The 23131-nt window shown below is 59.7% G+C and carries 17 protein-coding genes and 4 pseudogenes; 2 read left to right on the top strand and 19 right to left on the bottom strand.

All coding sequences use genetic code 11. The features are described 5' to 3' along the window. Positions 1–149: 149 nt before the first annotated feature. Positions 150–1441 (top strand): annotated as a pseudogene (gene hisD / locus AC0L7P_RS22095) (histidinol dehydrogenase). Here the strand turns inward: hisD (AC0L7P_RS22095) and AC0L7P_RS22100 are convergent. From AC0L7P_RS22100 to AC0L7P_RS22175, 16 genes and pseudogenes are all read right to left on the bottom strand, one after another. Next, complete coding sequence (locus AC0L7P_RS22100; RefSeq protein ID WP_473436285.1) at positions 1426–2775, bottom strand: amidase; 1350 nt, start codon at positions 2773–2775, stop codon at positions 1426–1428. The pseudogene hisD (AC0L7P_RS22095) and the gene AC0L7P_RS22100 overlap by 16 nt on opposite strands. Beyond that, positions 2772–3464, bottom strand: coding sequence for an RraA family protein (locus AC0L7P_RS22105; protein WP_473436286.1), 693 nt, complete (start codon positions 3462–3464; stop codon positions 2772–2774). The genes AC0L7P_RS22100 and AC0L7P_RS22105 overlap by 4 nt, the downstream gene beginning before the upstream one ends. Then, positions 3461–4159 carry an alpha/beta fold hydrolase gene (locus AC0L7P_RS22110; RefSeq protein WP_473436287.1) on the bottom strand — a complete coding sequence of 233 codons (699 nt, stop codon included), beginning with the start codon at positions 4157–4159 and terminating at the stop codon, positions 3461–3463. Before AC0L7P_RS22110 ends, AC0L7P_RS22105 begins: the two co-directional genes overlap by 4 nt. Beyond that, positions 4156–5279 (bottom strand): annotated as a pseudogene (locus tag AC0L7P_RS22115) (cobalamin-independent methionine synthase II family protein). Before AC0L7P_RS22115 ends, AC0L7P_RS22110 begins: the two are co-directional and overlap by 4 nt. Positions 5280–5318: 39 nt before the next feature. Further along, complete coding sequence (locus AC0L7P_RS22120) at positions 5319–6284, bottom strand: cupin domain-containing protein (RefSeq protein ID WP_473436288.1); 966 nt, start codon at positions 6282–6284, stop codon at positions 5319–5321. 143 nt (positions 6285–6427) lie between these two features. Next, complete coding sequence (locus tag AC0L7P_RS22125) at positions 6428–7390, bottom strand: ester cyclase (protein WP_473436289.1); 963 nt, start codon at positions 7388–7390, stop codon at positions 6428–6430. Then, positions 7387–8370, bottom strand: a complete 984-nt coding sequence (locus tag AC0L7P_RS22130) for a nuclear transport factor 2 family protein (protein ID WP_473436290.1) — start codon at positions 8368–8370, stop codon at positions 7387–7389. The genes AC0L7P_RS22125 and AC0L7P_RS22130 overlap by 4 nt, the downstream gene beginning before the upstream one ends. After that, positions 8367–9377 carry a nuclear transport factor 2 family protein gene (locus tag AC0L7P_RS22135; protein ID WP_473436382.1) on the bottom strand — a complete coding sequence of 337 codons (1011 nt, stop codon included), beginning with the start codon at positions 9375–9377 and terminating at the stop codon, positions 8367–8369. Before AC0L7P_RS22135 ends, AC0L7P_RS22130 begins: the two co-directional genes overlap by 4 nt. Positions 9378–9379: 2 nt before the next feature. Beyond that, on the bottom strand, positions 9380–10393 hold the full coding sequence (locus tag AC0L7P_RS22140) for a LacI family DNA-binding transcriptional regulator (protein WP_473436291.1): 1014 nt from the start codon (positions 10391–10393) through the stop codon (positions 9380–9382). Then, a complete protein-coding gene (locus AC0L7P_RS22145) occupies positions 10393–11148 on the bottom strand; it encodes an SDR family NAD(P)-dependent oxidoreductase (protein ID WP_473436292.1) in 756 nt (251 codons plus the stop codon). Before AC0L7P_RS22145 ends, AC0L7P_RS22140 begins: the two co-directional genes overlap by 1 nt. Next, positions 11145–12475 (bottom strand): annotated as a pseudogene (gene hisD, locus AC0L7P_RS22150) (histidinol dehydrogenase). Before hisD (AC0L7P_RS22150) ends, AC0L7P_RS22145 begins: the two are co-directional and overlap by 4 nt. Positions 12476–12485: 10 nt before the next feature. Continuing rightward, positions 12486–12971, bottom strand: coding sequence for an ester cyclase (locus tag AC0L7P_RS22155; RefSeq protein WP_473436293.1), 486 nt, complete (start codon positions 12969–12971; stop codon positions 12486–12488). Further along, a complete protein-coding gene (locus AC0L7P_RS22160) occupies positions 12968–14023 on the bottom strand; it encodes an ABC transporter ATP-binding protein (RefSeq protein ID WP_473436294.1) in 1056 nt (351 codons plus the stop codon). Before AC0L7P_RS22160 ends, AC0L7P_RS22155 begins: the two co-directional genes overlap by 4 nt. A gap of 12 nt (positions 14024–14035) precedes the next feature. Further along, entirely contained in the window at positions 14036–14917 is an 882-nt protein-coding gene (locus AC0L7P_RS22165; RefSeq protein WP_473436295.1) for a carbohydrate ABC transporter permease, read from the bottom strand. 12 nt (positions 14918–14929) lie between these two features. Beyond that, the gene (locus AC0L7P_RS22170; RefSeq protein ID WP_473436296.1) at positions 14930–15958 is read right to left on the bottom strand and encodes a carbohydrate ABC transporter permease; all 1029 of its coding nucleotides are present in this window, start codon (positions 15956–15958) and stop codon (positions 14930–14932) included. Between the two features lie 99 nt (positions 15959–16057). Continuing rightward, complete coding sequence (locus AC0L7P_RS22175) at positions 16058–17284, bottom strand: ABC transporter substrate-binding protein (protein WP_473436297.1); 1227 nt, start codon at positions 17282–17284, stop codon at positions 16058–16060. Positions 17285–17661: 377 nt separating this feature from the next. On the opposite strand from AC0L7P_RS22175, the gene AC0L7P_RS22180 reads away from it, so the two are divergent. Then, the gene (locus AC0L7P_RS22180) at positions 17662–18813 is read left to right on the top strand and encodes a nuclear transport factor 2 family protein (protein ID WP_473436298.1); all 1152 of its coding nucleotides are present in this window, start codon (positions 17662–17664) and stop codon (positions 18811–18813) included. Positions 18814–18837: 24 nt separating this feature from the next. On the opposite strand, the gene AC0L7P_RS22185 is transcribed toward AC0L7P_RS22180, so the two are convergent. The 3 genes and pseudogenes from AC0L7P_RS22185 to AC0L7P_RS22195 all read right to left on the bottom strand — a co-directional run bounded on the left by AC0L7P_RS22185 (position 18838) and on the right by AC0L7P_RS22195 (position 22833). Beyond that, positions 18838–20262 (bottom strand): FGGY family carbohydrate kinase, encoded by a 1425-nt coding sequence (locus AC0L7P_RS22185; RefSeq protein WP_473436299.1) that lies wholly within the window; start codon positions 20260–20262, stop codon positions 18838–18840. 1 nt (position 20263) lies between these two features. After that, positions 20264–21517 carry an NAD(P)/FAD-dependent oxidoreductase gene (locus AC0L7P_RS22190; RefSeq protein WP_473436300.1) on the bottom strand — a complete coding sequence of 418 codons (1254 nt, stop codon included), beginning with the start codon at positions 21515–21517 and terminating at the stop codon, positions 20264–20266. Further along, a pseudogene (locus AC0L7P_RS22195) lies at positions 21504–22833 on the bottom strand (FAD-dependent oxidoreductase). The gene AC0L7P_RS22190 and the pseudogene AC0L7P_RS22195 overlap by 14 nt, the downstream one beginning before the upstream one ends. Between the last annotated feature and the right edge of the window lie 298 nt (positions 22834–23131).

A 23131-nucleotide genomic window follows, 5' to 3' on the forward strand; every position in this document is an offset into this window, starting at 1 on the left:
GTCCCTGCGTGAGCAGGGGCACCCCTGCCGTGCCCGGCGTATGGTGAAGAGGGTGGCGATTTAGCTTATGAATACGATTGCATTAAGTCCGGCTTTCGGTAAAGTGCGGCAAGCTCGTGTGACACACAAACTTGCAAAGGAAACACCCCATGTCTTCGCCTGCCACATCATTTGACGGAATTGAACAAATCTGTACGCCGCAGCCTATCGGTGGGTCTGATGTGTCAGATATCGCTGAAACCGTCAGTAAAGTCCTTGCTTCGGTCATGGATCGGGGTGATGCGGCGGTGGCCGAGTTTGCCGCGAAATTCGACAAGAGCGATCTGACGGCCTTTGAGGTGTCCCTTGAGGACCGCGAGTCGGCCCTGGCCGAGCTTGACCCGCAAACGCGGGAAGACACTGAATTTGCTATTGCAAACGTACGCAGTTTTGCCGAAGCGCAACTGGGAACAATGTTGCCGCTGGAAATTGAGGTGCGCAAGGGTGTTCACCTTGGGCATCGCATAATTCCCATCGAACGGGTGGGCTGTTATGTGCCGGGTGGCCGTTATCCGCTTCTGTCGGCGCCGATCATGACCATCGTGCCGGCCAAGGTCGCCGGTGTGGACGAGGTGATCGCCTGTTTGCCGCCGAACGCCCATCGCGCCATGATTGCCGGGTGTCATCTGGCGGGCGCGGACCGGATTTTCCGCATTGGTGGCGCGCAGGCGATTGCGGCAATGGCATTCGGCACCGAAACCGTGCCTGCGGTGAACAAGATCGTCGGGCCGGGAAATGCATTCGTCAACGAAGCCAAGCGTCAGGTGTTCGGGCCGGTCGGTATTGATCAGCTTGCCGGGCCATCCGAGATTTACACCCTTGCCGATCACACCGGCGATGCCGAAATGATCGCGACCGATCTTCTGGCCCAGGCCGAACATGATGTGCGCACGCGGGTGGGCCTGATCACCACCGATGGCGCATTGGCGCAGGCCGTTAAGGACGAAGTCGAGCGCCAGCTTGCGGAATTGGCCACCGCCGAAACTGCCGAACAGGCCTGGCGTGCCTACGGCGAAATCGCCGTTTGCAAGGACGAGGCGACGATGATCGCCTATTCCGATCACATCGCGGCAGAGCATCTGCAAATTCACACCGCTGATCCCAAGGCCTTTGCGAAAAAGCTGCGCAACTATGGGTCGTTGTTCATCGGTGAGCTGGCCAGTGTGGTGTATTCCGACAAATGCTGTGGCACGAACCATACGCTGCCAACCATGGCGGCGGGGCGCTATACCGGGGGGCTGTGGGTTGGCACATATGTCAAGATCGCGACCCATCAGTGGATGGAACCCGAAGGCGTAATGGCCGTGGCCCCCCCGCCGTACGTCAGAGCACAAGCGAGGGGTTGGACGGTCACCGGCGCGCGGCGCAATTGCGGCTGGACCGGCTTCAGGCTGACAAGTAGGGATCAATCGCGCTGTGGTCGGTGGCGGCTTCGAACGCCGCGCCGACCCGGCACAGGGTGGCTTCGTCACCGTGCCGCCCGATGATCTGCACCCCAAGTGGCAGGCCATCGGCAAACCCCATCGGAATGCTGAGCGCCGGGTGGCCTGTTACGTTGAAGGGCAGGGTGCGCATGGCTGTCCACACGGTTTTGCCGTCGGCAAAGGCGCTGAACAATGGCGCGGGGGCCATCGTTGTGGGCAGGATCAGAACGTCATGCACGGCCAGTATGGCATCGACGGCATCGCCAAAGCTGCGCATGGATTTCTGCGCCGCCGCCAATTGCGCCGCTGAGATGGCTTGCCCCGACAGAATGCTGTTTGCCGCCGCCGGGCCGACAACGCCGGGATGCGCTGTGATGGCGGCACCATGTGATGCAAATTCACCTGCCAGAATGATCTGCGCGGCCGGGGCCTCAACCGCCGCGTAATCCGGCAGATCGGTCAGGGCCACTTGCGCGCCACAAAGGGTCAGCACCGATGCGGCGTCATCCATCATGGCAGGCAAGGCCGGATCGGCGGCCGTGTCGGCACACCAATTGCGCCCATAGGCGATGGTCATTCCCGAAATGTCGCGCCGATCTGCCGGGGCGCTTTGCGACAGAACCGCAAAAACCAACGCGGCCTCAGTCACCTGTCGCGCTATCGGCCCCACATGATCCAACGCTGTTGCCAGGGGCATCACACCATCCAGCGACACCGCCCCAAAGGTGGGTTTCAGCCCGACAACCCCGCAATAGGCCGAAGGGCTGCGCACCGATCCGCCGGTATCGGTTCCGAGGGCCACGCGCACCATGCCCGATGCCACTGCCGCTGCCGACCCCGACGACGACCCGCCGGTAACGTGGTTATGGTTCCAGGGGTTGCGCGGTTGCGGATAAAGGCTGTGCAGATCTGGGCCGACCGTGGCCAGTTCATATGTCGCGACCAGCCCCAGCGGAATGGCCCCGGCATCGAGCATCGCTTGCACCGCCGGGGCGGTGATTGTGGCGATACGAGCCTGTTGCAGGCGCGATCCCCAGCGCACGGGCCAACCGACCACGTCAAAGATATCTTTGATCCCAAACGGAATACCATGCAGCGGCCCGCAATCGCGGCCCTCTGCAAGGGCGGTATCGGCGGCGCGGGCAGCGCTCAGCGCATCTTCGGTTGCCACATGGACAAACGCGCCGATGACCGGGTTTCGTTCGGCAATCCGGTCAAGATGTGCCCTGGTCAGCGTGACAGCCGACAAGGTGCCTGACCGCAGGGCCGCCCCTGCCTCGGTGATCGACAGGTCGGCAGGGTTGCGGGTCATGTCCGGGCGCGCTCGAATTCTGCCCAGGCGGCCTCGAAGCGGGCGAAATCGAATCCCGGTTCCCGTGCCGGCCCAAGAACCAATCCTTCGGTGTCCTGCATCTTGCCGATGGCCCCGGCCAGTTGGCCGATGACCTCGGGGGGGACAACGACGGCGCCGTGCCGGTCGGCATGAATCAGATCACCGGGGCGCACCGTCAGGCCGAACACCGCGACAGGGCCATTCAGCGCGGTGACATGCACAAATCCATGACTTGGGCCAAGTGATCCGGCGACGACGGGGAAATCCGGCGCCATATCGCCCAGATCGCGCATCACCCCGTTGGTCAGTGTGCCGGACATGCCAAACCCTTTGTGGATCGTCGTATTCACCTCGCCCCAAAAGGCGCCGATGGCATTGGGAAAATCCTCGTCCTCGACCACACAGACCGAAGGCTGGGGCGCCTCGGCCATTTGTTTGTAATAGGCCATGCGCCGGGCACGGATCACATCCGGCGCTTCGTCTGGCGGGGTCACGGCGGCGATTTTGGCCGTGCTGGCATAGCCGACAATCACGCCCTGCGGGTCGTTGATCAACATCGTGCCGCGCGTAAAGGCGTTGAACCCGCGTTTGCCCTGCGCCACCTCGATGGCGTTGCAGACGGTGGGTGTATCGACAGAGCGCAACAGCGCAAGAAGATCGGGTGTCATATGTCAGCCTCCAGCCAGCGGGTGAGCGCGGCATTTGTGAATTCAGGTTGTTCCAGCGTCGGCAGGTGGCCCGCGCCGTCGATCACGGCCAGCGTGGCCCCCGGCACCAGGTCGCAGATCAGTTCGTGCCGGTGAATCGGGCAAAGCGTGTCTTCGCGCCCGCACAGGGCCAGCGTGGGCACCTTGATGCGGCGCAGGCTGTCCTGCTGATCGGGGCGGGTTTGCAGGGCGCGGGACTGGCGCACGAACACCTCGGCGCCCTGATCGTCGGCCATGGTCATGCACATATCCAGGATCTCTTGTCGTGCAGGGCCATCCGCCAGATAGCGCGGCTTCATTTCGTCGCGCATCACGGCGCGCATCTGCCCGGCCAGTGCCTTGGTAATCTGCGGTTCACGGATCGCCGCGACCTGCGGGGTTTCGGCCTTGGGATTGGTATCAAGCAGGGCGATCCTGTCCACCCGGTCGGGCGCTTGCCGGATCACCTCCATCGCCACGATGCCGCCCATCGACAGTCCGGCCAGTGCGAAACGCGGCGGCGCGGCAGCCAGAACATGCGCCGCCAGTGCGGCAATGTTATCGGCCCCGTTGATCGGCGCGACATGCACCACGCGATGCGCCGAAAACGCGGCGATCTGCGGCGCAAACAATCGCGCGTCACACATCATTCCGGGCAGCAGAACCAGCGGTATCATGAGGCCAGCTTTGCGCCTTCGGCGATCGAGGCAAGCTTGGCATAGGCAATGTCGGGATCGACGGCGCCGAACCCCGCGAAGGTGCCAAAGCCACAGTCGCTTCCGGCGATGACGCGTTCCTTGCCGACGATATCGGTAAACCGGCGCAGGCGTTCGGCCACCAATTCCGGATGTTCTACAAAATTGGTTGTGGTATCGACAACGCCCGGCACCAGCACCTTGTCATCGGGAATATCGGCCGCGCGGTCGCGGAACACGGCCCATTCATGGCCATGACGCGGGTTCGAGGTTTCAAACAGCGTATAGCGTGCCTTGGCGTTCATCAGCGTGTCGAACATCCTGGACATCGGGATGTCGCAAACATGCGGCCCTTCGTAATTACCCCAGCAGATATGAATGCGCACCTTGTCTTGCGGCACATCTTGCAGGGCGTGGTTCAACGCCTCGACATGGCTGGCGGCGATGCTGAGAAATTCATCATCGCTCAGGTCATTGAACAGCATGTGCCGCGACAGCGCCAGATCAGGGCAATCCAGTTGCAGATCAAGGCCGCTGGCCACGATGGTTTCGTATTCCGCCTTCATGGCATCGGCCAAAGCGGCCAGATAGGCCTCGCGGGTCGGGTAAAAATCGTTTTGCAGGAACAGGGAAATCACACCGGGACTGGCCGCATTCATAAACCCCCGTTCCGCCCCGTGTTCGGCCATCGCCGCCTTGAGGTTCGCGATGTCCTTTTCCAGCTCGTTCTGGCCTTTCGACCTTACCTCGCCCACGCACATGGGCCGGGCGTATTGCGGCGATCCCCCTCGGCGGCCAGACGTTTGAGGAATGTCGGAAACTGCCTGAGGTCAGCAGGCGCGTTGCGCGGGCTGTCGCCGTCAAAGCCGGTATAGCGATCTTTGACATAGGTGGCATAGCTGATCTTGGAGGTTTCGCCGTCGCTGACAATATCGACACCCGCCGCAACCTGCCGGCGGACGGTTTCCGATACCGCCGCCGTCATTGCGGTGTCAAAGGCCCCCTGATCGTAATCCGCGCCATTTTCGCGGGCAAAGATGAAATCCACCACTTTTTGGGTGCGGGGAAGACTGCCAACGTGGCTGGTCAGGATTTTGGTCATGGGGGCCTCTTTTGTTTTGGGTCCGGGCTGATTCAGGGTTTAACCCTGCCAGGTCAGGCCAGCGGGATCGGCGGTTTGGGTGACGCGGTAAAGCGATGCCTCACCGGTCATCGACGGCGCAATCCGGTGCGCGACATTGGGCGGAATCGCCACCGTATCACCAGGGTTGAGCGTGGCGCTGCCGCCGTCATAGTCAAGTTTCCAGTGACCGCGCATGGGCATCAGAACAACGTTCTTGTCGTGGCTGTGCATTTCCGACGGGGCCGAACCGCGGGTGATGAAATCAACCTCGAACCCCGGTTTGTCGCGCAGAATGCCGTTTTCGCCGATCACCTTTGCAGGCTCTGAATCGCCCATCGCATAAAGATCGTAATAGCGCGCGACGTAGTTCGGGATCACGTCGCGGGTTGTGGGTTCGGGGTAATCCTTCAACTGCTCGTCACTCAGCAGGGGCATCGGTTTTACGCCATCCGGCAGGCTCTGGCCCTTCTTGCTGTCATAAAGCTTGCCGTTTTCGCCCAGAACAAGCCCGTGATCGGCAGCGTCCGTAATCACCTGCGGTGCCCAGATCACACCGCCCCCGGCGTCGTCACCGCCAAGCACCGCCATGATCATTCCGTAATCGGTGCCGACATTCTGAAAGCCGCGAAAGATGCCTGTCGGGATATTGATGATGTCGCCTTCTTCTAGGATCACCTCGCCCGCGTCCCCCCAACGCCCCCAGAAAAAGCGCCAGCGCCCGGACAGAACAAAAAACACCTCTGCCGTGCGGTGGCTGTGCAAAGAATTGCGGCAATGGGGCGGCTGACCCGCTGCACCGATGTTGAAACCGACCTGATCGGCGATATGAACGTGCTGATCCGCGCTTTCGGACACACCGCCGCCGATGATGGTAAAATTTTCCTTTTGATCGCTGCCCGGGGTATGGGCGTCGATAAAGGCTGTCTTGCAGGGCATCAGATCGCCATAGCGAACGATGCGTTTTTCCATTTCTGATGGAGTCATCCTGGTCTCTCCTGAGAATGTCGTGAGGGTCTGGTCATGCTGCTTTCGGGGGGTGGTTTATCCCGGTGGGCGCAGGTTCAGCCGGCGCGCGCGGCGGCTGGCCAGAAAGCCGTGACGATGCAAAAGTCTGCGCGCCTTGCAGATCATTTCTGTGCCTCGTGCAGCAGGATCTGTTTCCAGATCGCGACTTCGTCCCAGAGGCTCCATTCACGGCGCAGCCCCCAGGGGCCGAATTCGGCATGGGTAAAGCCCATGATGTGAACCGGCGCACCGGTCGGCGCGCCGAACACGCCATATCCGGTGTGGTGGCCCGTCAGGCTCCAGCGGACGGCGGCACGATCCGGCTCGCCTTTGTCGTCGCGCCCGATCCGGTGATGCACCTTGAATTTGGCGTCGGGAAAGGCGCTGCGCAACTGCATCCACTGTGCTTCGGCAAAAGGGCGGGTCCAGCCGGTAACGCCACCGGCGTGATAGATGCTGACGGCGCGGTCATAGGTTTCGCCAATCACCGCAACATCATAATCCATTATGCGCGTCAGAATATCGCCCAGCCGGTCGCCCAGTTCATGGCCATTGCCCGTGCCCTTGTAAGGCCCGGGGCGATCCTGATCGGGGGTAAAGGGGCGCACGGCCTTGTCTGCGCCGCCTTCGCGGATGATCGACGCCGCCGCCCAATCGCGCGGTGTATGGCCCAATTGCTGAACCATCGACGAAAAATCATAGCAAAGCCATTCATCGGTGATGACATCGTTCTGGACAAAACAATCGGCGATGCAACGTGTGGTCACCACCTTGCCGGTCGGCGCGCCGAACACGCCATGCCCTGTGTGCCGCCCGGTGATGACCGAACGGTGGGACGACAGATAGCCGTCTTTTTCGTTGCCCGACCAGATCACATCATCGCCCAGAATTTCGCGGTCAGGAAAGGCGGCCTGACTGGCAAGGGTGTCTTTGATCACGCCCTCGGTGCCAATGATCAGGGCGGCCGAAGACCGCATGACCATATCTTTGCCATAGGATTTGTGCAGTGACGCAATCTGGCGCCCTTCCCAGATCTCATAGGTGACGCCCTGAATATAGTCGGGCAGATTTGCAAAGCGGCTCATGCGACATCTCCGGTGTGCAAGTGGATTTGTTTCCAGATCGCGACTTCGTCCAGAATTGTGAATTCGCGGCGCAGGCCCCATTCACCCCATTCCGCATGGGTCGCGCCCATGACGTGAATATCGGCCCCTGTGGGTGCGCCGAAAAACCCGTGGCCGCTGTGCTTGCCGGTCAGGGACCATCGCACGGCGGCGCGGTTCGGCGTGCCGGGGTCGGACCGCCCGACAACATGGTGAATTTCAAATTTCGCCGTGGGAAAGGATGACCGCAGGCGCATCCAATCGGTTTCGGCAAAATCAAAGGACCAGCCACCGCGCGACCCCCAATGTTCACACCGCACCGCGCGGTCGTATTCGCTGCGGATGACGGTGAAATCCTTGTCCATCAACCGGGTCAGGATATCGGCCAGCCGCGCGCCCCATTCGTTGTCGTTTCCGCGGCCGGTATAGGGGCCGGTCACATCGTCACGGGGGTGGAACGGGCGCTGGCAGGTTTCCGGCCCGCCTTCCTGTGCGATCTGAAACCGTGCGTATTCTGCCGGTTCCCAGCCCAGTTGCCGCGCGATTCCGCCCACGTCGCGGATCAGCCATTCGTCGTCGATCACATCGTTTTTGGCGGCACAATCAGCGACGACACGAATGACAAAGCTTTTGCCGGTGGGCGGCCCGAACGCGCCATGACCGGTGTGCGTGCCGGTCGTAAGCACACGGTGCGACGAAAGATAGCGGTCAGGGTCCGTGGCATCTTGTGACCAGATCACATCCTCGCCCAGCAGTTGCCGGTCGGGAAATTCCGCCAGCGTCGCCAGCGTGCCGTCAATCACACCCGCATTGCCCGTGACCAACCCCGAGGGAAAGCGCATGGGAATATCTTTGCCATAATAGTGATGCAGGGTCGAAAGGCCGCGATCCTCCCATATTTCCTTGGTGATCTTCAGGATATAATCGGGAAGATCTTTGAACTGGTTTGAAAAGCCCTTCATGGGTGCTGTCCTGTATGCAGAAGTATCTGTTTCCAAATCGCAGTTTCGTCGATCAATGCGTATTCGCGGCGGATCGTCGGTTCGCCTGCCCCGAATGGGCCGAATTCGGCGTGACACATGCCCATGATATAAACGTCGGCCCCCGTGGGCGTGCCGAAACGGCCCCATCCGCTGTGGGTGCCATGCAGCGACCAGCGCAGTGCGGCGCGGGGCGGCATCATCGGATCGTCGCGGCCAATGATGTGTTCCATTTTGAACGTCGCAGAGGGAAACGCCGCGCGTAACCCCATCCAGAATTCATCGGCCTGCCGCCATCCCTGACCGTCGGTTGCGCAAGGGTAATGCAGGGCGCAGGCGCGGTCATAATGGCGCGGAATCACATCCAGATCGGCCGCCATTACCGCGTTGATTATGTCGGCATAGCGTTGGCCCCAAGGGTTGTCGTTGCCCGCCCGGTCATAGGGGCCGGCGATGTCAGTGGCGGGGGTCATGGGGCGCACACAGGCGTCGGGGCCACCTTCGCGCGCGATCAGATCGCGGGTCCACTCCACCAGATCAAACCCAAGCTGGCGCACGATTGCCGATTGGTCACGCACCAGCCATTCGTCATAAACCGCCCCGTCGCGGATCGCACAATCGGCAAGAATCCGGTACGCGACACGCCGCCCTGTCGGCAGGCCATACATGCCGGGGTTGGTGTGCGTTGCCGTACAGATCAGCCGGTGCGACGACAGATAAGCGTCTGAGGTTTCCGTTGCACCGGCCGGATCGTCACACCAGATCACATCTTCGCCCAGCAATTCGCGATCCGGAAATTCGGCCAGCGTCGCCATGGTGGCCGCGATCACGTTGGAATTGTCAACGACCACAGAGGCAGGCGAGCGCACGATCAGCCCATCCGCGTAAAGGCCACGCAACGCGCCGATTTTGCGATCCTCCCAAATTTCTTTGGTGATGCCGATGATAAAGTCAGGCACATCGCGCCATTTTGAATCGAAACCGTGCATTGTCATCCCTCTGTTGCCTTGGTTGAACCGCGCAAGATCAGTTCACCCTGTATTTTGATTTTTTGCGCCGGCGTTTCGGCGTCGGCGATGCGTGTCAGCAATATATCCACGGTTTGGGCGACCATCCGGTTGATCGGCTGGCGATAGCTGGTCAGATCATAGGCAGGCCAGGCGGCGATCGGCACGTCGTCAAAACCTGCGATGCTCACGTCATCGGGGACGCGCAAACCCAATTTGCTGCGCAAGACATCCATCACCGCAAACGCCATATGGTCGTTGCCGACAAACGCCGCATCGGGGCGGTTGCGACCGGCGAACATCTCAAGTGCGGCGCTGCGGGCCATCTTGTATTCGAATCCGCCAACCTCGTGGAACGACAAGGCAAGCCCGGCCTCTTCCAGCCCGTCGCGGAACCCTTTTTCGCGGTCCCGTTGGGTTGATGCCCCTTCGAACCCGGCGATATATCCGATCTTTGTATGACCGAGGGCCGCAAAATGCGCCGCGATTTCGCGGCTGCCCCGATAATTGTCGGTCGTGACCGACGACATGAGAGGATCGTCCTGATCGCGGTTGAACAGCACGATGGGAATGCCATGGTCATGGCACCGGGCCGTCAGTTCCGACGACATGGACACCGACGCCAGCACGATTCCATCGACCTGATAATCCAGGATTTCCCGCATGACACCCTGCACATCACCAACGGTCGGTGACGACATGAACACCAGCACATGATAGCCTTTGGCCTGCAAGGCAATGGACAGACGTTCAACCACTTCCGGGTAAAACTGGTTTTCCAGATATGCCACGACAAGGCCGATGATCCGGCTTTTCCCGGTGATCATTGCACGCGCCAGAATATTGGGGCGATACCCCAATGCGGCGGCAGCGCTATGAACCTTTTCCCGTGTCGCCTTTGAAACCGAAGCCCCCGGCGTATAGACACGGCTGACGGCGGATTGGCTGACGCCCGCCCGCTTTGCGACTTGCAGCGATGTGATTTTATCTATGGCCATCAGTCGGCTGTCCAACCTCCGTCAATCAACATCGAGGTGCCGGTGACCAGTGATGACGCCCCCGACGCCAGATACAGCACCGCGCCCATGATGTCTTCGACGTCGCCCACCCGACCCAGCTTGATCTTGTCGGCGATCCATGCGGCCCGGTCGGGGTTGTCGAATGTTGCGGCGGTCAATGGGGTGCGGATGAATGTCGGGCAAATGGTGTTGATGCGGATCTGGCGCGGGCCCCATTCGATCGCCATCGCCTTTACCATGCCCTCTAGCCCGTGTTTCGACGCGCAATAAACCGCACGATCCACCCCGCCGACATGGCCCATCTGGCTGCTGATATGGATGATTGACCCGGCCCCGGTCATGCGTTCGGCGGCATAGGCCGACAGGAAATACGCGGCCCGCAGGTTCAGCCCCATCACGGCGTCATAATCCGCAGGCGTTGTTTTCAGGGCAGGAGAATGGCGCGCCAATCCGGCGGAATTCACCACGATGTCAAAGGCGGCCTGTTGTGCCAGTGTGTCTTTCAGGGCGTCAAGGTCGGACATATCCAGCACAAGCACTTCGGCGGACCAGCCCCGGTTTGCCATCTCATTAACTGTTGCCTGCAATTTGGCCGCGCCCCGGGCCGCACAGACCACATGGGCGCCCGCCTCTGCCAAGGCAACCGCGCAGGCCTGCCCGATCCCGGAGGACGCGCCCGTTACAAGGGCGCGTTTGCCATCAAGGCGCATGGAAGGCGTCTGCGGGAGCGTCACTCTGCGGCATCCCGATAGGGCGCGCGTTCACCATAGGGTACATTGATCCTGCCGTACCGGCGGACGCGCAGGTTGCATTGTTCGGCGTGGCCGACGAACCCTTCCAACATGCACAGGCGCGATCCATAGGCGCCAACGTCGGCGGCGGCCTCATCTGTCGTTACACGCTGATAGCTGTGTGTTTTCAGATATTTACCAACCCAAAGACCGCCGGTGTAGCGCCCGGCCTTTTTGGTGGGCAGGGTGTGATTGGTGCCGATCACCTTGTCGCCGTTGGCCACGTTGGTGCGCGGGCCAAGGAACAGGGCACCATAGCAGGTCATGTTCTCAAGAAACCAATCATCGCGGTCGGTCATGATCTGCACATGTTCGCTTGCGATATCATCCGCAACCGCCAGGATTTCATCATAGGTATCGCAAACGATGACTTCACCGTAATCCCGCCAGCTTACCGATGCGGTGTCGGCGGTGGGCAGGATTTTCAGAATACGGTCGATTTCGGCCATCGTATCACGGGCCAGCTTTTCCGAATTGGTCAGCAGCACGCAAGGGCTGTTATAGCCATGCTCGGCCTGACCCAGAAGATCGGTGGCGCAGAGTTCGGCGTCGGCGGCGGTTGTGTCGGCAATGACCATGGTTTCCGTCGGGCCGGCAAACAGATCAATCCCGACGCGCCCGAAAAGCTGCCGCTTGGCCTCGGCCACAAAGGCGTTGCCCGGCCCGACAAGCATATGCACGGGCGCGATCGCTTCGGTTCCAAGGGCCATGGCGCCGATGCCCTGAATCCCGCCCAGCACATAGATTTCATGGGCGCCGCCAAGATGCATTGCGGCAATCACCGCCGGATTCGGCTCGCCCTTGAACGGGGGGTGGCGGCGATGATCCGGGGCACCCCGGCAACGGCGGCGGTGGCAACGGACATATGTGCCGACGCGACCATGGGAAATTTGCCACCCGGCACATAGCAGCCGACCGACCGCACGGGGATATTCTTGTGGCCAAGAAACACGCCGGGCATCGTTTCGATTTCGATATCCAGCATGCTGTCGCGCTGTGCCTGGGCAAAATTGCGCACCTGCGTCTGTGCAAACCGGATATCGTCCAGATCGCGGGGATCGACCTTGGCGATCAGCGCCTGAATTTCATCGTCCGACAAGCGATAGCTTTCGGGGCTGTAGTTGTCGAATTTCTCGGCCATGTCGCGCACGGCGGCATCGCCCCGGGTTTCGATATCTTTCAGGGCTGCTTCGACAGTGGCGCGCACCGCCGTGTCGTCTGCTGCGCGTTCTGCCTCGGGCTTGCCCCGCTTGAGATAGGTTACAGTCATATCAATATCCTCATGCAGGGTGGTTGGGCACCAGGGTGCCATCATCAAAATGTTCCCAGCCCTGACCGGCGAACACGTCGCGGCCAAGCTGGGCAAGGACAGCGGCAAAATCGACCGAGACCCAGTTGTCTTTGATCCGGCCGTCTTCGATTTTCCAAAAGTCCATATAAGGGATTTTCACGCGTTTGCCGGTGGGTGCGATGCCCATGAAAAGGCCCGAATGGGTGCCTTCGATATGCCCGAAACAGGATGCCCATTCGCCTTCGCATATAAACCGGTCGGTCTTGTAGTCACGATCGGTAAAGGCGGCGCGCAGGGGCAGTTGCCAGTTGTTGCGAAAGGCCTGCAAGCCATGTTTGGTGCCGCACCCCTGATTGCCGATCCAGCGGAAATCTTCGTGGAAATGGCGTTCCATGTCGTTGGCATTGTCCGCCAGCGCCGCTTCCATTCGCAGGATAACCTGACGTGTCGCTTCGGTCACTTCAACAGCATTCATGACAGGGCAATCCTTTCACCGGTTGCGGTGTCGAACAGGTGGCAGATGTCTGCCGGGATGCTGGCCTGAACGATATCGCCGATGTCCGCGCGATAATCCTTGTGCGTCTTGACCGACACAAGCGCGCCCGCCAGCCGCCAGGTGATCATCGACGCTTCGCCCAAAAGTTCGATCGAATACATCGGCGCCGAAATCTGACCGTCACTGTTGACCAGTTCGGCATCTTCGGCGCGGAACCCCAGGGTGACATCCCCCGACGGGCCGGTGGGCAGGCCCTCTACCCGGATGCTTTCGCCCTCAAACACGCCGTTTGCCAATTTGCCCTGAACCAGGTTCATCGCGGGCGAGCCGATAAAGCTGGCTACGAATGTATTGGCGGGCATGTCATAGATGTCGGTTGGTGTGCCGACCTGTTGAATCTTGCCCGCGTTCATAACAACCACGCGGTCGGCCAGTGTCATCGCCTCGATCTGGTCATGGGTCACATAGACGGTGGTGGTTCTGAGCTTGGATTGCAGGTTCTTGATCTGCGCCCGGGTGCTGACGCGCAGTTTGGCGTCGAGGTTCGACAGGGGTTCGTCCATCAGGAACACGGTGGGTTTGCGCACGATGGCCCGCGCCAATGCCACCCTCTGACGCTGACCGCCGGACAATTCGGCGGGGCGACGGTGCATGAAATCTTCGAGCTCGGTCATGCGGACGGCGTTCATCACCATCTCGTCGTGCTTTTCCTTGGCAACCTTGCGCACCCGCAGCGGAAACCGGATATTTTCATAGACCGACAGGTTTGGATAAAGACCGTAAGACTGAAACACCATGGATATATCACGGTCTTTGGGTTCAAGATCATTGACGACACGGTCGCCCAGGATGATGTCACCGTCGGTAACGTCTTCAAGCCCTGCAATCATTCGCATGGTCGTGGATTTGCCACAGCCCGAGGGGCCGAGCAGCACAAGAAACTCTTCATCCGCAATGTCGAGATTGAAGTTATCGACACCAACAAAGGAGCCCCAGCGCTTATTGACGTTCTTGAGTTGAAGTCTGGCCATAGTGATGCCCCTTTATCCTTTGACGGCGCCAGCGGTCAGACCGCTCACGATTTGGCGTTGGAAGAACATGATAAGTGCGAAAAGCGGGATGATTGCCGAAACCACCGCAGCGACCGCATACATGACTTTGCCTTCCTCTTGTGTGGAGCCCAGAAAGCCGTTGATCTTGGGGATCATGGTGGCGTTTTCCTGCGTCAGCAGCATCGAGGTGACGGTAAAGTCGTTATAGGCCAGCAGGAAACTGAACAGCCCTGTTGTGATGACGCCCGGCCACATGACCGGGATGATCGCCAGACGGAATGCCTGAAACCGGGTGCAGCCATCAACCATTGCCGCCTCGTCCAGGTCTTTGGGGATCGACAGGAAAAAGCTGTGCAGCATCCACAAAGTAAACGGTTGATTGATCGCGACCAGCACAATCACCGTGGTCAGTTGATAACCCCATATATTGAGCTGGAAGAACGGCAGCAGATACCCCGACACCAGTGTCACATGGGGCATCGCCCGAAACACCAGCGCCGCCATCAGCAGCCAGAACGTGTATTTGTACCCCGAGCGCGCCAATGCGTAACCGCCCAGCGTGCCCAGCGTAAGAGAGATGACAACCACCAGCACGGTGATCGACGCGGTATTGACAACCGAGCGCCAGAATTCCTGTTGAATCCAGGCCCCGCGATAGCCGTCAAGCGTGAAAGCCCCGCCTGTCTGTCGCTCGGTCACCGGTCCGGTGATCGCGTTCATCCAGTCGGCGCGGGAAAAGAAATCGCCCTCGACCTTGAACGACCCCCACATGGTCCACAGGAACGGAAAGGCGGCAATGAACAGCCAGACCAGAACGAACGCGGTGGACAGCGCCAGCAGAGGAATCGGCTTTTTCTGTGTTGGGTTGGACATAGCGCGGCCCCCTCAGGTTTTGCGGTTGAATTCGCGCCAGTTGCGGCGAAGAACCGGCAACAGCAAAATAACAACACCCACAATCGTCAGCATCGACGTTGCGGCGGCCGATCCGTAAAGCGGCGATTCTGCGGCACGTAAATCGTTATAAATCAGATAGCTGAGAGATGTCGCACTTGCCGCTGCCGAAAAGCCGATGATCGGTTCGAAGACGCGGAAATTGTCCATCAACTGCATCAGTGCGATGAATGTGACCAGTGGCATCATATAGGGCACGATGACAAAGCGGATACGCTCCCACCGGCTGGCCCCATCGACCATCGCCGATTCCACCGTGTCCTGAGGCACCGTTTGCAGGCCCGCATAGAACACGACAAAGGAAAAGGGCGCATTGTGCCAGACGCCATAGACGAACAGGGTCAGCCACGTCAGCGTCGGCGACGCCTTGAGCGACAATGACGGATCCGCGAACAAGGTTTGCAGGGTCGCCCCGATCACCCCGCGACTGTCAATCATCCAGAACAGAACCAGCGATCCGACCAGCGGCGTCACGATCATCGGCAGCAACGAAAAGAAAATCACCGGCCCCTTGAGCATCCTGGGAATCGAATTGACGACCACCGCAATGATAAAGCCCAGAACAATCACCAGCGGCGTCACGATAAAGGTGTAGGCGATGGTGAAAATGAACGCCTTGTAAAAGGGCAGGTTCATGATTTTATCGCGGATTTCACCGAAATTCTTGCTGGATGCGTAAATCTCGCCGATCTCGTCAAATGCAAGGTGCGATGCGTTGGTGTATGTTCCCAGACCGTTGTAACGGCCGGCTGGTTGGCTTTCGCGCAGGGCCGCCATGGCGTTACTGTCGACACTGACCGACGAGGTGCATCCGAACGGGCCGCAATTTTCAGCTTCGATCAGAATTTGTTCGTGTTCAATAAACAACGACTGATAGCCGACCGAGATAATCGGGATGGCGATAAACAGGATCATTGCGAACAGAGATGGCCAGATGAAGGCCAGGAACGTCTTGTGTGGCATGATTGTTCTCCTGCCGCGTCGGGGTGCCGGCGCAGGGGTTTTGAATGACGCAACCAACAAAAGATGTGCGGGGGGCCGGTTCACGCCCCCCGAAAAGGCCTAGTTCAGGAACCCGGCTTCGGTTGCTGCCGTCTTGTAGGCGGCGCTGATGTCGGTCATCGCCTGCTCGGCGCTTTCCTTGCCTTGCAGATATTCGGCCAGGTTGTCGCCCAACGCAGTGTGCAGCAGGCCCATGTAGGGCAGCATGGGATAGGGGCGCGCACCGCCTTGCAGGTCGGCGATCACACCGACAGCGGCCGGGGTCGGTTCGTACCCTTTGATCAGCCATACAGCGTCTTCGCGGTTGGCCTGCATCATCTCGGGTGAAATGCCGGTCATCATTGCGCGGAACGACGCTTCGGCGTCTTCGTCGCTGATGTTCTTGGCAATGGTAAACCCATCCCACCACAATGCCGCAGCCGGGATTGTGCCACCGCTAAACGTCGGGGCCGCCGCAAAGCGTGTGGTCGCGGCAATGGCAGGCGAGGGGCTGTCATCGGCGATGAAACCGCCGGCGCGTGACCCCCAGTTGATTGACATGGCGGCTTCGCCGGCTTCCCAGACGGGCAACTGGGCGTTGCTGTCATAGGTGGTCCAGTCCTGGCTCATATAGTGGGTCATGGTTAGCATGTTTTCCAGAACCGCGATGCCGTCGGCGTTGTTGATGGCAAGCTTTGCGGTGCCCGGCTCAAAGAAATCATTGCCGGTGGCAAGGTAGGTATTCACGAATTCCGCGGCAAGATCCCAGCCCGGCTTATAGCCCGCGGTGAGGGGATTCTGCATGACGCCATTGGCGCGCAATTTTTCGGCGGCGGCAAACAGTTCGGCATAGGATGTCGGAACCGCGATGCCGTTGTCCGAAAGGATATCTTCGCGATAAACGAGATGCTGACCGTTCGCCATGAAGGCAATGGCCATGATTTTGCCGTCGACACGGATCAGTTGGCTTTCTTGCAGTTGATCGCCCCACTTCTTGACGTATTCATCAAGCGGGCGGATCAGATCCCCATTCAACAGCGGCACGACCGAGTTCGTGGCAACGACAGCGACCGTATAGGTTGCCGGATTGATCGTGAGCGCGGGAACCTGAATGTTCTTGTGATTTTCGGTTCTGTTGCTGGTCACTTTGACATTGGCGTTCGCGCAGGTTTCAGCGGATTTGGCGATGGCGGCCAGCGCGGCAAAGTCGTTCGACAGAATGCGGACCGAGCCGGATTCGATGCCACAATCGGCCCAGGCCGTGCCTGCCGTTGCGATCAGCGCGCATGCCGCAACCGTGGTTTTCATATTGAGAATCATGTTGGGTTTCTCCCGTTGGTAAAGACAGGCCATTTGCAAGTCACTGGAATGGCTCAGGCATTTGTATCTTTGGCGCCGTTTTGCGGGCTGACGCTGGGGAATACTAGCAATGAATGACTACGCTTGCAATAATTTTCTTGAACGCCTGATGTGAACCGATTTCCAGAGTGACAGACGATCACGCCGCTGCTTTCGACGGTGGAAGTTTTCATCATTAGTCATGGAAATAACGCATTCTGCGGTGATTTCGGCGTCAAGCGCGTAAAGTGATCGATTTCGGCAACAACAAATTAATGCTTGCAAGCGTATGCGAATTGAGTCGAAGATGCCGACAAGCGAGATTCACCCCCGACAGAGAGAAAAAGATGGCTGCCAAAGAGAGCGATTCAAAGGAAACCAAACGCGGTGCAAGCGACAAGGTGCTGCAATCCGAGCGGCGCGATTTTGTCGATATGGTGCCCACAGATCGTGCCCGGGCGCAGCCGATGAAAGGATTCGATCCGATCTATACCGACATCGTTGACTATATCGTGCGATGCACCCACCGGATCTGGGATGAACGCGATGTCGGCCTGATCTATACCCATTACACCCATAATTGCGTTGTCTACAGCGCCAGTGATACCACCTATACCCGCGAAGAGGTCGTTCAGGGAACGATCCAGCGGATGTTCATGCTGCCCGAACGCCGTGGCATGGCGACCCATGTGATCTGGAATGGCAACGAAGACGACGGGTTCTATACCTCGCATCTGGTGACCGGCACCGGGCGCCACACACAGCCGGGCATTTACGGCAAACCCACGGGCCGGACGTTCGTGGCCCGCACCATCGCGGACTGTATGATCTATGAGAACATGATCTATCGCGAATGGCTGGTCGTCGATACCATGTCACAGGTCCAGCAGATCGGCCTGGACGCGCAGGCCTATGCCGAAAACATGGCGCAGGGGTATTTCAACAAAGGGCTGCTGGCCGTCGATATGGGCGAAAACCGCCGCCTGATCGGTCAATATCCGCCCGAAACAACGGCCGATCTGTCGATCGCCAACACTCCCCTTGAGGCAGAGGTGCTGGGCTGGCTGCACGAAATCCACAACAAACGGATGTTTGGCAAGATCAAGGAGGTCTATGCGCCAACCGTTCAATACCACGGCCCCCTGATGAAAGAGTTGTACGGCCACGGCGCCGTGACCCATCAGACCGTCGGCCTGTATTCGTCGGTTTCGGACGGCTTTTTCATGCCGCAGCACATCTGTTCGCAACCCTGCGAAGAAGGCGGCACCAAAGTTGCCGTGCGGTGGCTGATCGAGGGGCATCATCTGGGCTGGGGTGTTCTGGAACAGCTTGGCGCACCAACCGGCAAGCGCGTACAGATCATGGGGATGACCCATTTGCACATCAAGGATGGCAAGATCGTGGACGATTGGACGGTCTATGACGAAATGTCGATCCTGATGCAGGTGAAGCTGGCGCAGATGGCCGACAAGGACAGCGCCGTTCTGGCCAGCGAATAAGAAATCGGGGCTTGGGCGGGTCGCCTAGCCCCTGACCCACTGCTTTGAAACGGCGACGGCCTGCGCGAATTTTTCGCGATAGGGTGCGCCGTTTTCCTTTGGCAGATAGCTGCCAAAGTCAGACCCGATGTCGTGCCGGACGCCAAGATAATCACCGGCAAGCTGGAGCGTGCCCAGACCGGTCATTTCGGGCATCGCCGCGCACTGCACCTGACGGCCCGAAACATTGGCCAGAAACTGCGCAAAATAGGGGTTCTTGCTCATCCCGCCATCAATCAACAATCCCCCGCAAAGGGGAATGCAACGCTCCATGGCCGCAATAACTTCGGTCGCTCTCAGGGCAACGCCCTCCAGAATGGATTGAACCAGTTGCGCCGGCGAATGATCCAGTGAAAGGCCCAGCCAGACACCACGCGCGTCCGGTGCCCAATGGGGGCATCCCAGCCCTGTCAGGGCCGGAACAAACGCCAACCCCGATGCGATGGCTGTGGGGGAGTCAAAGCTGTCGATCTCGGAAAACGCGCCGAACAGACCAAGGGACCGCGCCCAGTTGACTGCCGCACTTGCCGCAAACACCCCGCCCTCCAGCCCATAAACGGGGGGCTGTCCCGCCAGTTGCCAGGCCACCGTCGGCAGCAATCCGACATCGGCCTTGCGCACCACTTGTTCGCCCGTGACCATCAGCGCAAACGCGCCCGTGCCAAATGTGATCTTGGCATCCCCGACGGCGCGACAGCCAAAGCCATAAAGGGCCGCTTGTTGATCCACCACACTGGCGGTGACCGGCACCGGCCCGTGGTCGGTTTCCATCGTGCCGAAATCGCCGGTGGTTGTTACAATGTCGGGCAAACAGGCCATTGGCACGTTGAAAAGATCGCACAGGGTTTGATCCCATGTGCGGGTTTGCAGGTTCATCAGGGATGTTCGGCTGGCCGTTGTCACATCCGTCACAAAACGCCCGGTCAGGCGATCCAGGAAGAACGCATCGCTGGTTCCCAACCGCAGGGTTCCGCGTGCCAGGGCGGCGCGGGCCTCTGGCAGGTTGCGCAGAATCCAGCCCAGTTTGGCCGCCGAGAAATAGGGATCGATCGGCAGCCCGGCGCGATCCAGAATGTCCGCCCCGGCGCCGCTTTGGCGCAACTGCGACAGCTCTGCCAGGGTTCTGTTGTCCTGCCAGACAATCACCGGCGACAGCGCCTGTTTCGTTTCAGCGTCCCACGCCAGACAGCTTTCGCCCTGGTTCGCGATGCCGACAGCATCCGATTTTCCGGCGGCATTCACACAGGCGCGGATATTCGCGATCAGGTCTTCGGGGTCATGTTCAACCCAGCCATCCCGTGGGAAAAACTGGCGGTGGGTGAGGGTTCGCACCACTTCCGGTTTTCCGCTCTGGCCCACGACAACGGCACGGGTGCTGGTCGTGCCCTGATCTATCGCCGTTATGCGCATGTCAGGGGTGCCCTTCAACGGAAAGGGTCACGTCTGTTGTTGGCATTCTTGCCGCAATGTCGCGCAGGGGCAGGGTCAACCGGCGGGCGGGTCGTGAATTGATGCGCGCCGACATCAACGGGCGGTCGTCTGATCGGGCGGTCAACTGGCCATTTGCCGGCGCATTCAGGCCGATCTGCATATGCTCCATGCCTCCGGTGCGGGTGGTGAACGTAAACTTTTGCGGAACCACAAAATGCAACCGGGGGTCGTTCAGCCGCAGCCGGGTTGATCCGGTTGTTGCAAAGTCACCGGACAAATCCTGTGCGATGCGGCGGGCCGTCGCGGCACCTTCGTGCCAGCACCACCCCGAGGTTTCGGCAGGGCGCAACAGGTTTCCGGCGCTGTAATAGGCCGGGTCCGAACATTGGCCGAACTGATCAATCACCGGCCCGCCGGAATGTGGGTCGACTTCAATATGGCTGTTGTAAAGCAGGGCGGCTTCGGGCCTGAACTGACCCGAAACAATCACCCCGTCGGTATCAATGCGAACAGGAACGCCCGCCGCATCGTTGAATTCCAGGGCCTCTACCCGGGTGCGGCCAATAATGCGGGGCGCGGTGACGCTGGTAAAAAGCGGGACGCGTTTCAACGTCAGATAGGGCCGCAGCACGCCCCGGGCGATAACCTGCGGGCGTTCCTCGATCATCGCGACGGGCGATATTTTCAGATGGTTGCAGGTCGCAATGGCCGAAAAGGAAACAAGCTCGGACCCCAGAATGACGGGGCGCGCGAAGGGGCGCAGCCCCTTGAGGTAGACATGGGCTTGCAACGCCCCGGTCGTCATCACGCCAAGGGGGCGATCCCCGCTGACAAAGCGTTGGGCGCGACTGGATTCGCGCACGCCGGTGCAAAGTACCACCCGTTGGGCGTTGATCGTGGCCGGGCCGTCCGGCGTTACCAGATCAAGCTGCCCGTGCGGCAACAGCCGTGTCACGGTTGTCGAGGTCAAAACCTGAACGCCAAGATCAACCGCCGTCTGTACGTTTCGGCGCGCATATGCCGGCCCCTTCAGCAGGCGCCCATATTCGCGAACCCCAAAGGGATAATGGCCGCAATGGCGCGGCACGCCCCCTGCTTCGGCTTCGCGTTCCAGAACGACAACCGATGCAATGCCCTGGCGTTTCAATTCGGCCGCAAGGGCCAGACCCGCCGTGCCGCCGCCCACGATGGCGACATGGCAACGATCCGGCGGTGTGGTTTCAGAATTGCCCATCGGCCTCGTCCTCTGGAACGGCCAGTCGGCCACGGGTCATGCTTGCGACTTCGGCCAGGCAGTAAAACCCCTGGCAACGGCCCATGCAAACACGCGTCCGGCGCTTTAGCCCCTGTAACGTCGCCGGGGGGCCGGCCCCGCAAGGACCGTTTCGATTTCGCGGCGCGTAACCATTTCGCAATGACAGATGATGCCGCCATTGCCCGGCACCTGCCAGTCGCGCTGATGATAGTCAGACAGGCGATCAACCTTGGGCCTCTTTGGTGTGGTGATCGGTTCGCCTGTCCATTCGTCAGACCCGACAAGATCGGCAACATGAGATGCGATGCCCAGTGCCGCGCTTAGCCCCGTTGACCGGATGCCGCCAACGCAGACATAGTTCAGGTCGGGTTTCTGGTTGATCTGGTAATCCTGAAATTCCGTCGCAGGCCGAAGCCCGGCATAGGCTGTCGTCACCTCACATTGTGCCAGCCCGGGCAGGATTTCACAGCCCCGGGCCTGCAACGCCAGCAATGCGGAACGGTCAGTTGCGGCATCGGTCCGGCTGGTCTGATCCTCGGCTGTTGGCCCGACCAGCAGATTGCCGAAAACCGTGCGGCACACAACCACGCCCTTGGTTGTCTTGGTGGGCACCGGCAGGACGATGGATGACAGCAGCGCCGATGCAGCTTTGTCAAAGACCACGAACTGGCCCTTGCGCGGCGTCACCGTGAATGCGGTTTCACCGGTCAGGCGCGCATCCACGATGTCGCCGTACAGACCGGAACAATTGATCACATATCTGGCGCGAACCGTTTTGCCAGCGGTATCAAGCGTCCAAAGGCCATGGTGGAAATCACCCCCAGAACCTCGGCGTTGCGCAACAAGGTGGCACCATTTGCCAGCGCCTGAAAAAGATAGGCATGGGCCGACGCCCAGGGATCAATCAGAAATTCACCCGGTACGTCAAAACCAGCAACGACCTTGTTCGACAGATGCGGTTCGCGGGCGGTTATTTCTTTGGCGCACAGGGGCGCGACATCGGACACGCCGTTTTTGTGGGCCTTTTCGATCAATGCGGGCAGCAGCGCCTCTTGATCGTTGTCCCAGGCAAGAACCATCGCGCCCGATTTCAACACAGGCAACCCGAGCGTTTTGGCAAGGTCGAGATATTCCGCATATCCCCGGGCGATGCAGCGTTGTTCCAACGATCCGGTTGGCGCGTCAAATCCAGTATGCAGAATGGCGCTGTTGCCTTTGGACGCGCCATCAAGAACGTCTGCGGCTTTTTCGATCAGAACCGTACTGGCCCCCTCAAGGGTCAGACGCCGCGCCATGGCGCACCCAACAACACCCCCGCCGATAATGGCGACATCGAAAGGTTTGGTCATGGAAGCCTCCTGTGCTGGGGCTGCGGTGTGCCAATGGTGCGTAGGGGCCGGATGGCGCTTGATAGCTGTCCCCTTGGGGTTAAATCAAGATGGAAACTGAAATAATGACCATATAGTCATAAATCTATATATTTTTACTATTTATAACATACAGAATTAACACAATAATATATATAAATTGCCCATACGGTCAGAATGATGGTAAATTCACTCACCCCGCAACAACACAAGTAGGAAACCAAAA

It is taken from the genome of Oceaniglobus sp. K40-3 (assembly GCF_055808395.1).

Coding starts and splice junctions, on each gene's coding strand:
- AC0L7P_RS22100 (WP_473436285.1), bottom strand. CDS start 2,775: ATGACCCGCAACCCTGCCGACCTGTCGATCACCGAGGCAGGGGCGGCC.
- AC0L7P_RS22105 (WP_473436286.1), bottom strand. CDS start 3,464: ATGACACCCGATCTTCTTGCGCTGTTGCGCTCTGTCGATACACCCACC.
- AC0L7P_RS22110 (WP_473436287.1), bottom strand. CDS start 4,159: ATGATACCGCTGGTTCTGCTGCCCGGAATGATGTGTGACGCGCGATTG.
- AC0L7P_RS22120 (WP_473436288.1), bottom strand. CDS start 6,284: ATGACTCCATCAGAAATGGAAAAACGCATCGTTCGCTATGGCGATCTG.
- AC0L7P_RS22125 (WP_473436289.1), bottom strand. CDS start 7,390: ATGAGCCGCTTTGCAAATCTGCCCGACTATATTCAGGGCGTCACCTAT.
- AC0L7P_RS22130 (WP_473436290.1), bottom strand. CDS start 8,370: ATGAAGGGCTTTTCAAACCAGTTCAAAGATCTTCCCGATTATATCCTG.
- AC0L7P_RS22135 (WP_473436382.1), bottom strand. CDS start 9,377: ATGCACGGTTTCGATTCAAAATGGCGCGATGTGCCTGACTTTATCATC.
- AC0L7P_RS22140 (WP_473436291.1), bottom strand. CDS start 10,393: ATGGCCATAGATAAAATCACATCGCTGCAAGTCGCAAAGCGGGCGGGC.
- AC0L7P_RS22155 (WP_473436293.1), bottom strand. CDS start 12,971: ATGAATGCTGTTGAAGTGACCGAAGCGACACGTCAGGTTATCCTGCGA.
- AC0L7P_RS22160 (WP_473436294.1), bottom strand. CDS start 14,023: ATGGCCAGACTTCAACTCAAGAACGTCAATAAGCGCTGGGGCTCCTTT.
- AC0L7P_RS22165 (WP_473436295.1), bottom strand. CDS start 14,917: ATGTCCAACCCAACACAGAAAAAGCCGATTCCTCTGCTGGCGCTGTCC.
- AC0L7P_RS22170 (WP_473436296.1), bottom strand. CDS start 15,958: ATGCCACACAAGACGTTCCTGGCCTTCATCTGGCCATCTCTGTTCGCA.
- AC0L7P_RS22175 (WP_473436297.1), bottom strand. CDS start 17,284: ATGAAAACCACGGTTGCGGCATGCGCGCTGATCGCAACGGCAGGCACG.
- AC0L7P_RS22180 (WP_473436298.1), top strand. CDS start 17,662: ATGGCTGCCAAAGAGAGCGATTCAAAGGAAACCAAACGCGGTGCAAGC.
- AC0L7P_RS22185 (WP_473436299.1), bottom strand. CDS start 20,262: ATGCGCATAACGGCGATAGATCAGGGCACGACCAGCACCCGTGCCGTT.
- AC0L7P_RS22190 (WP_473436300.1), bottom strand. CDS start 21,517: ATGGGCAATTCTGAAACCACACCGCCGGATCGTTGCCATGTCGCCATC.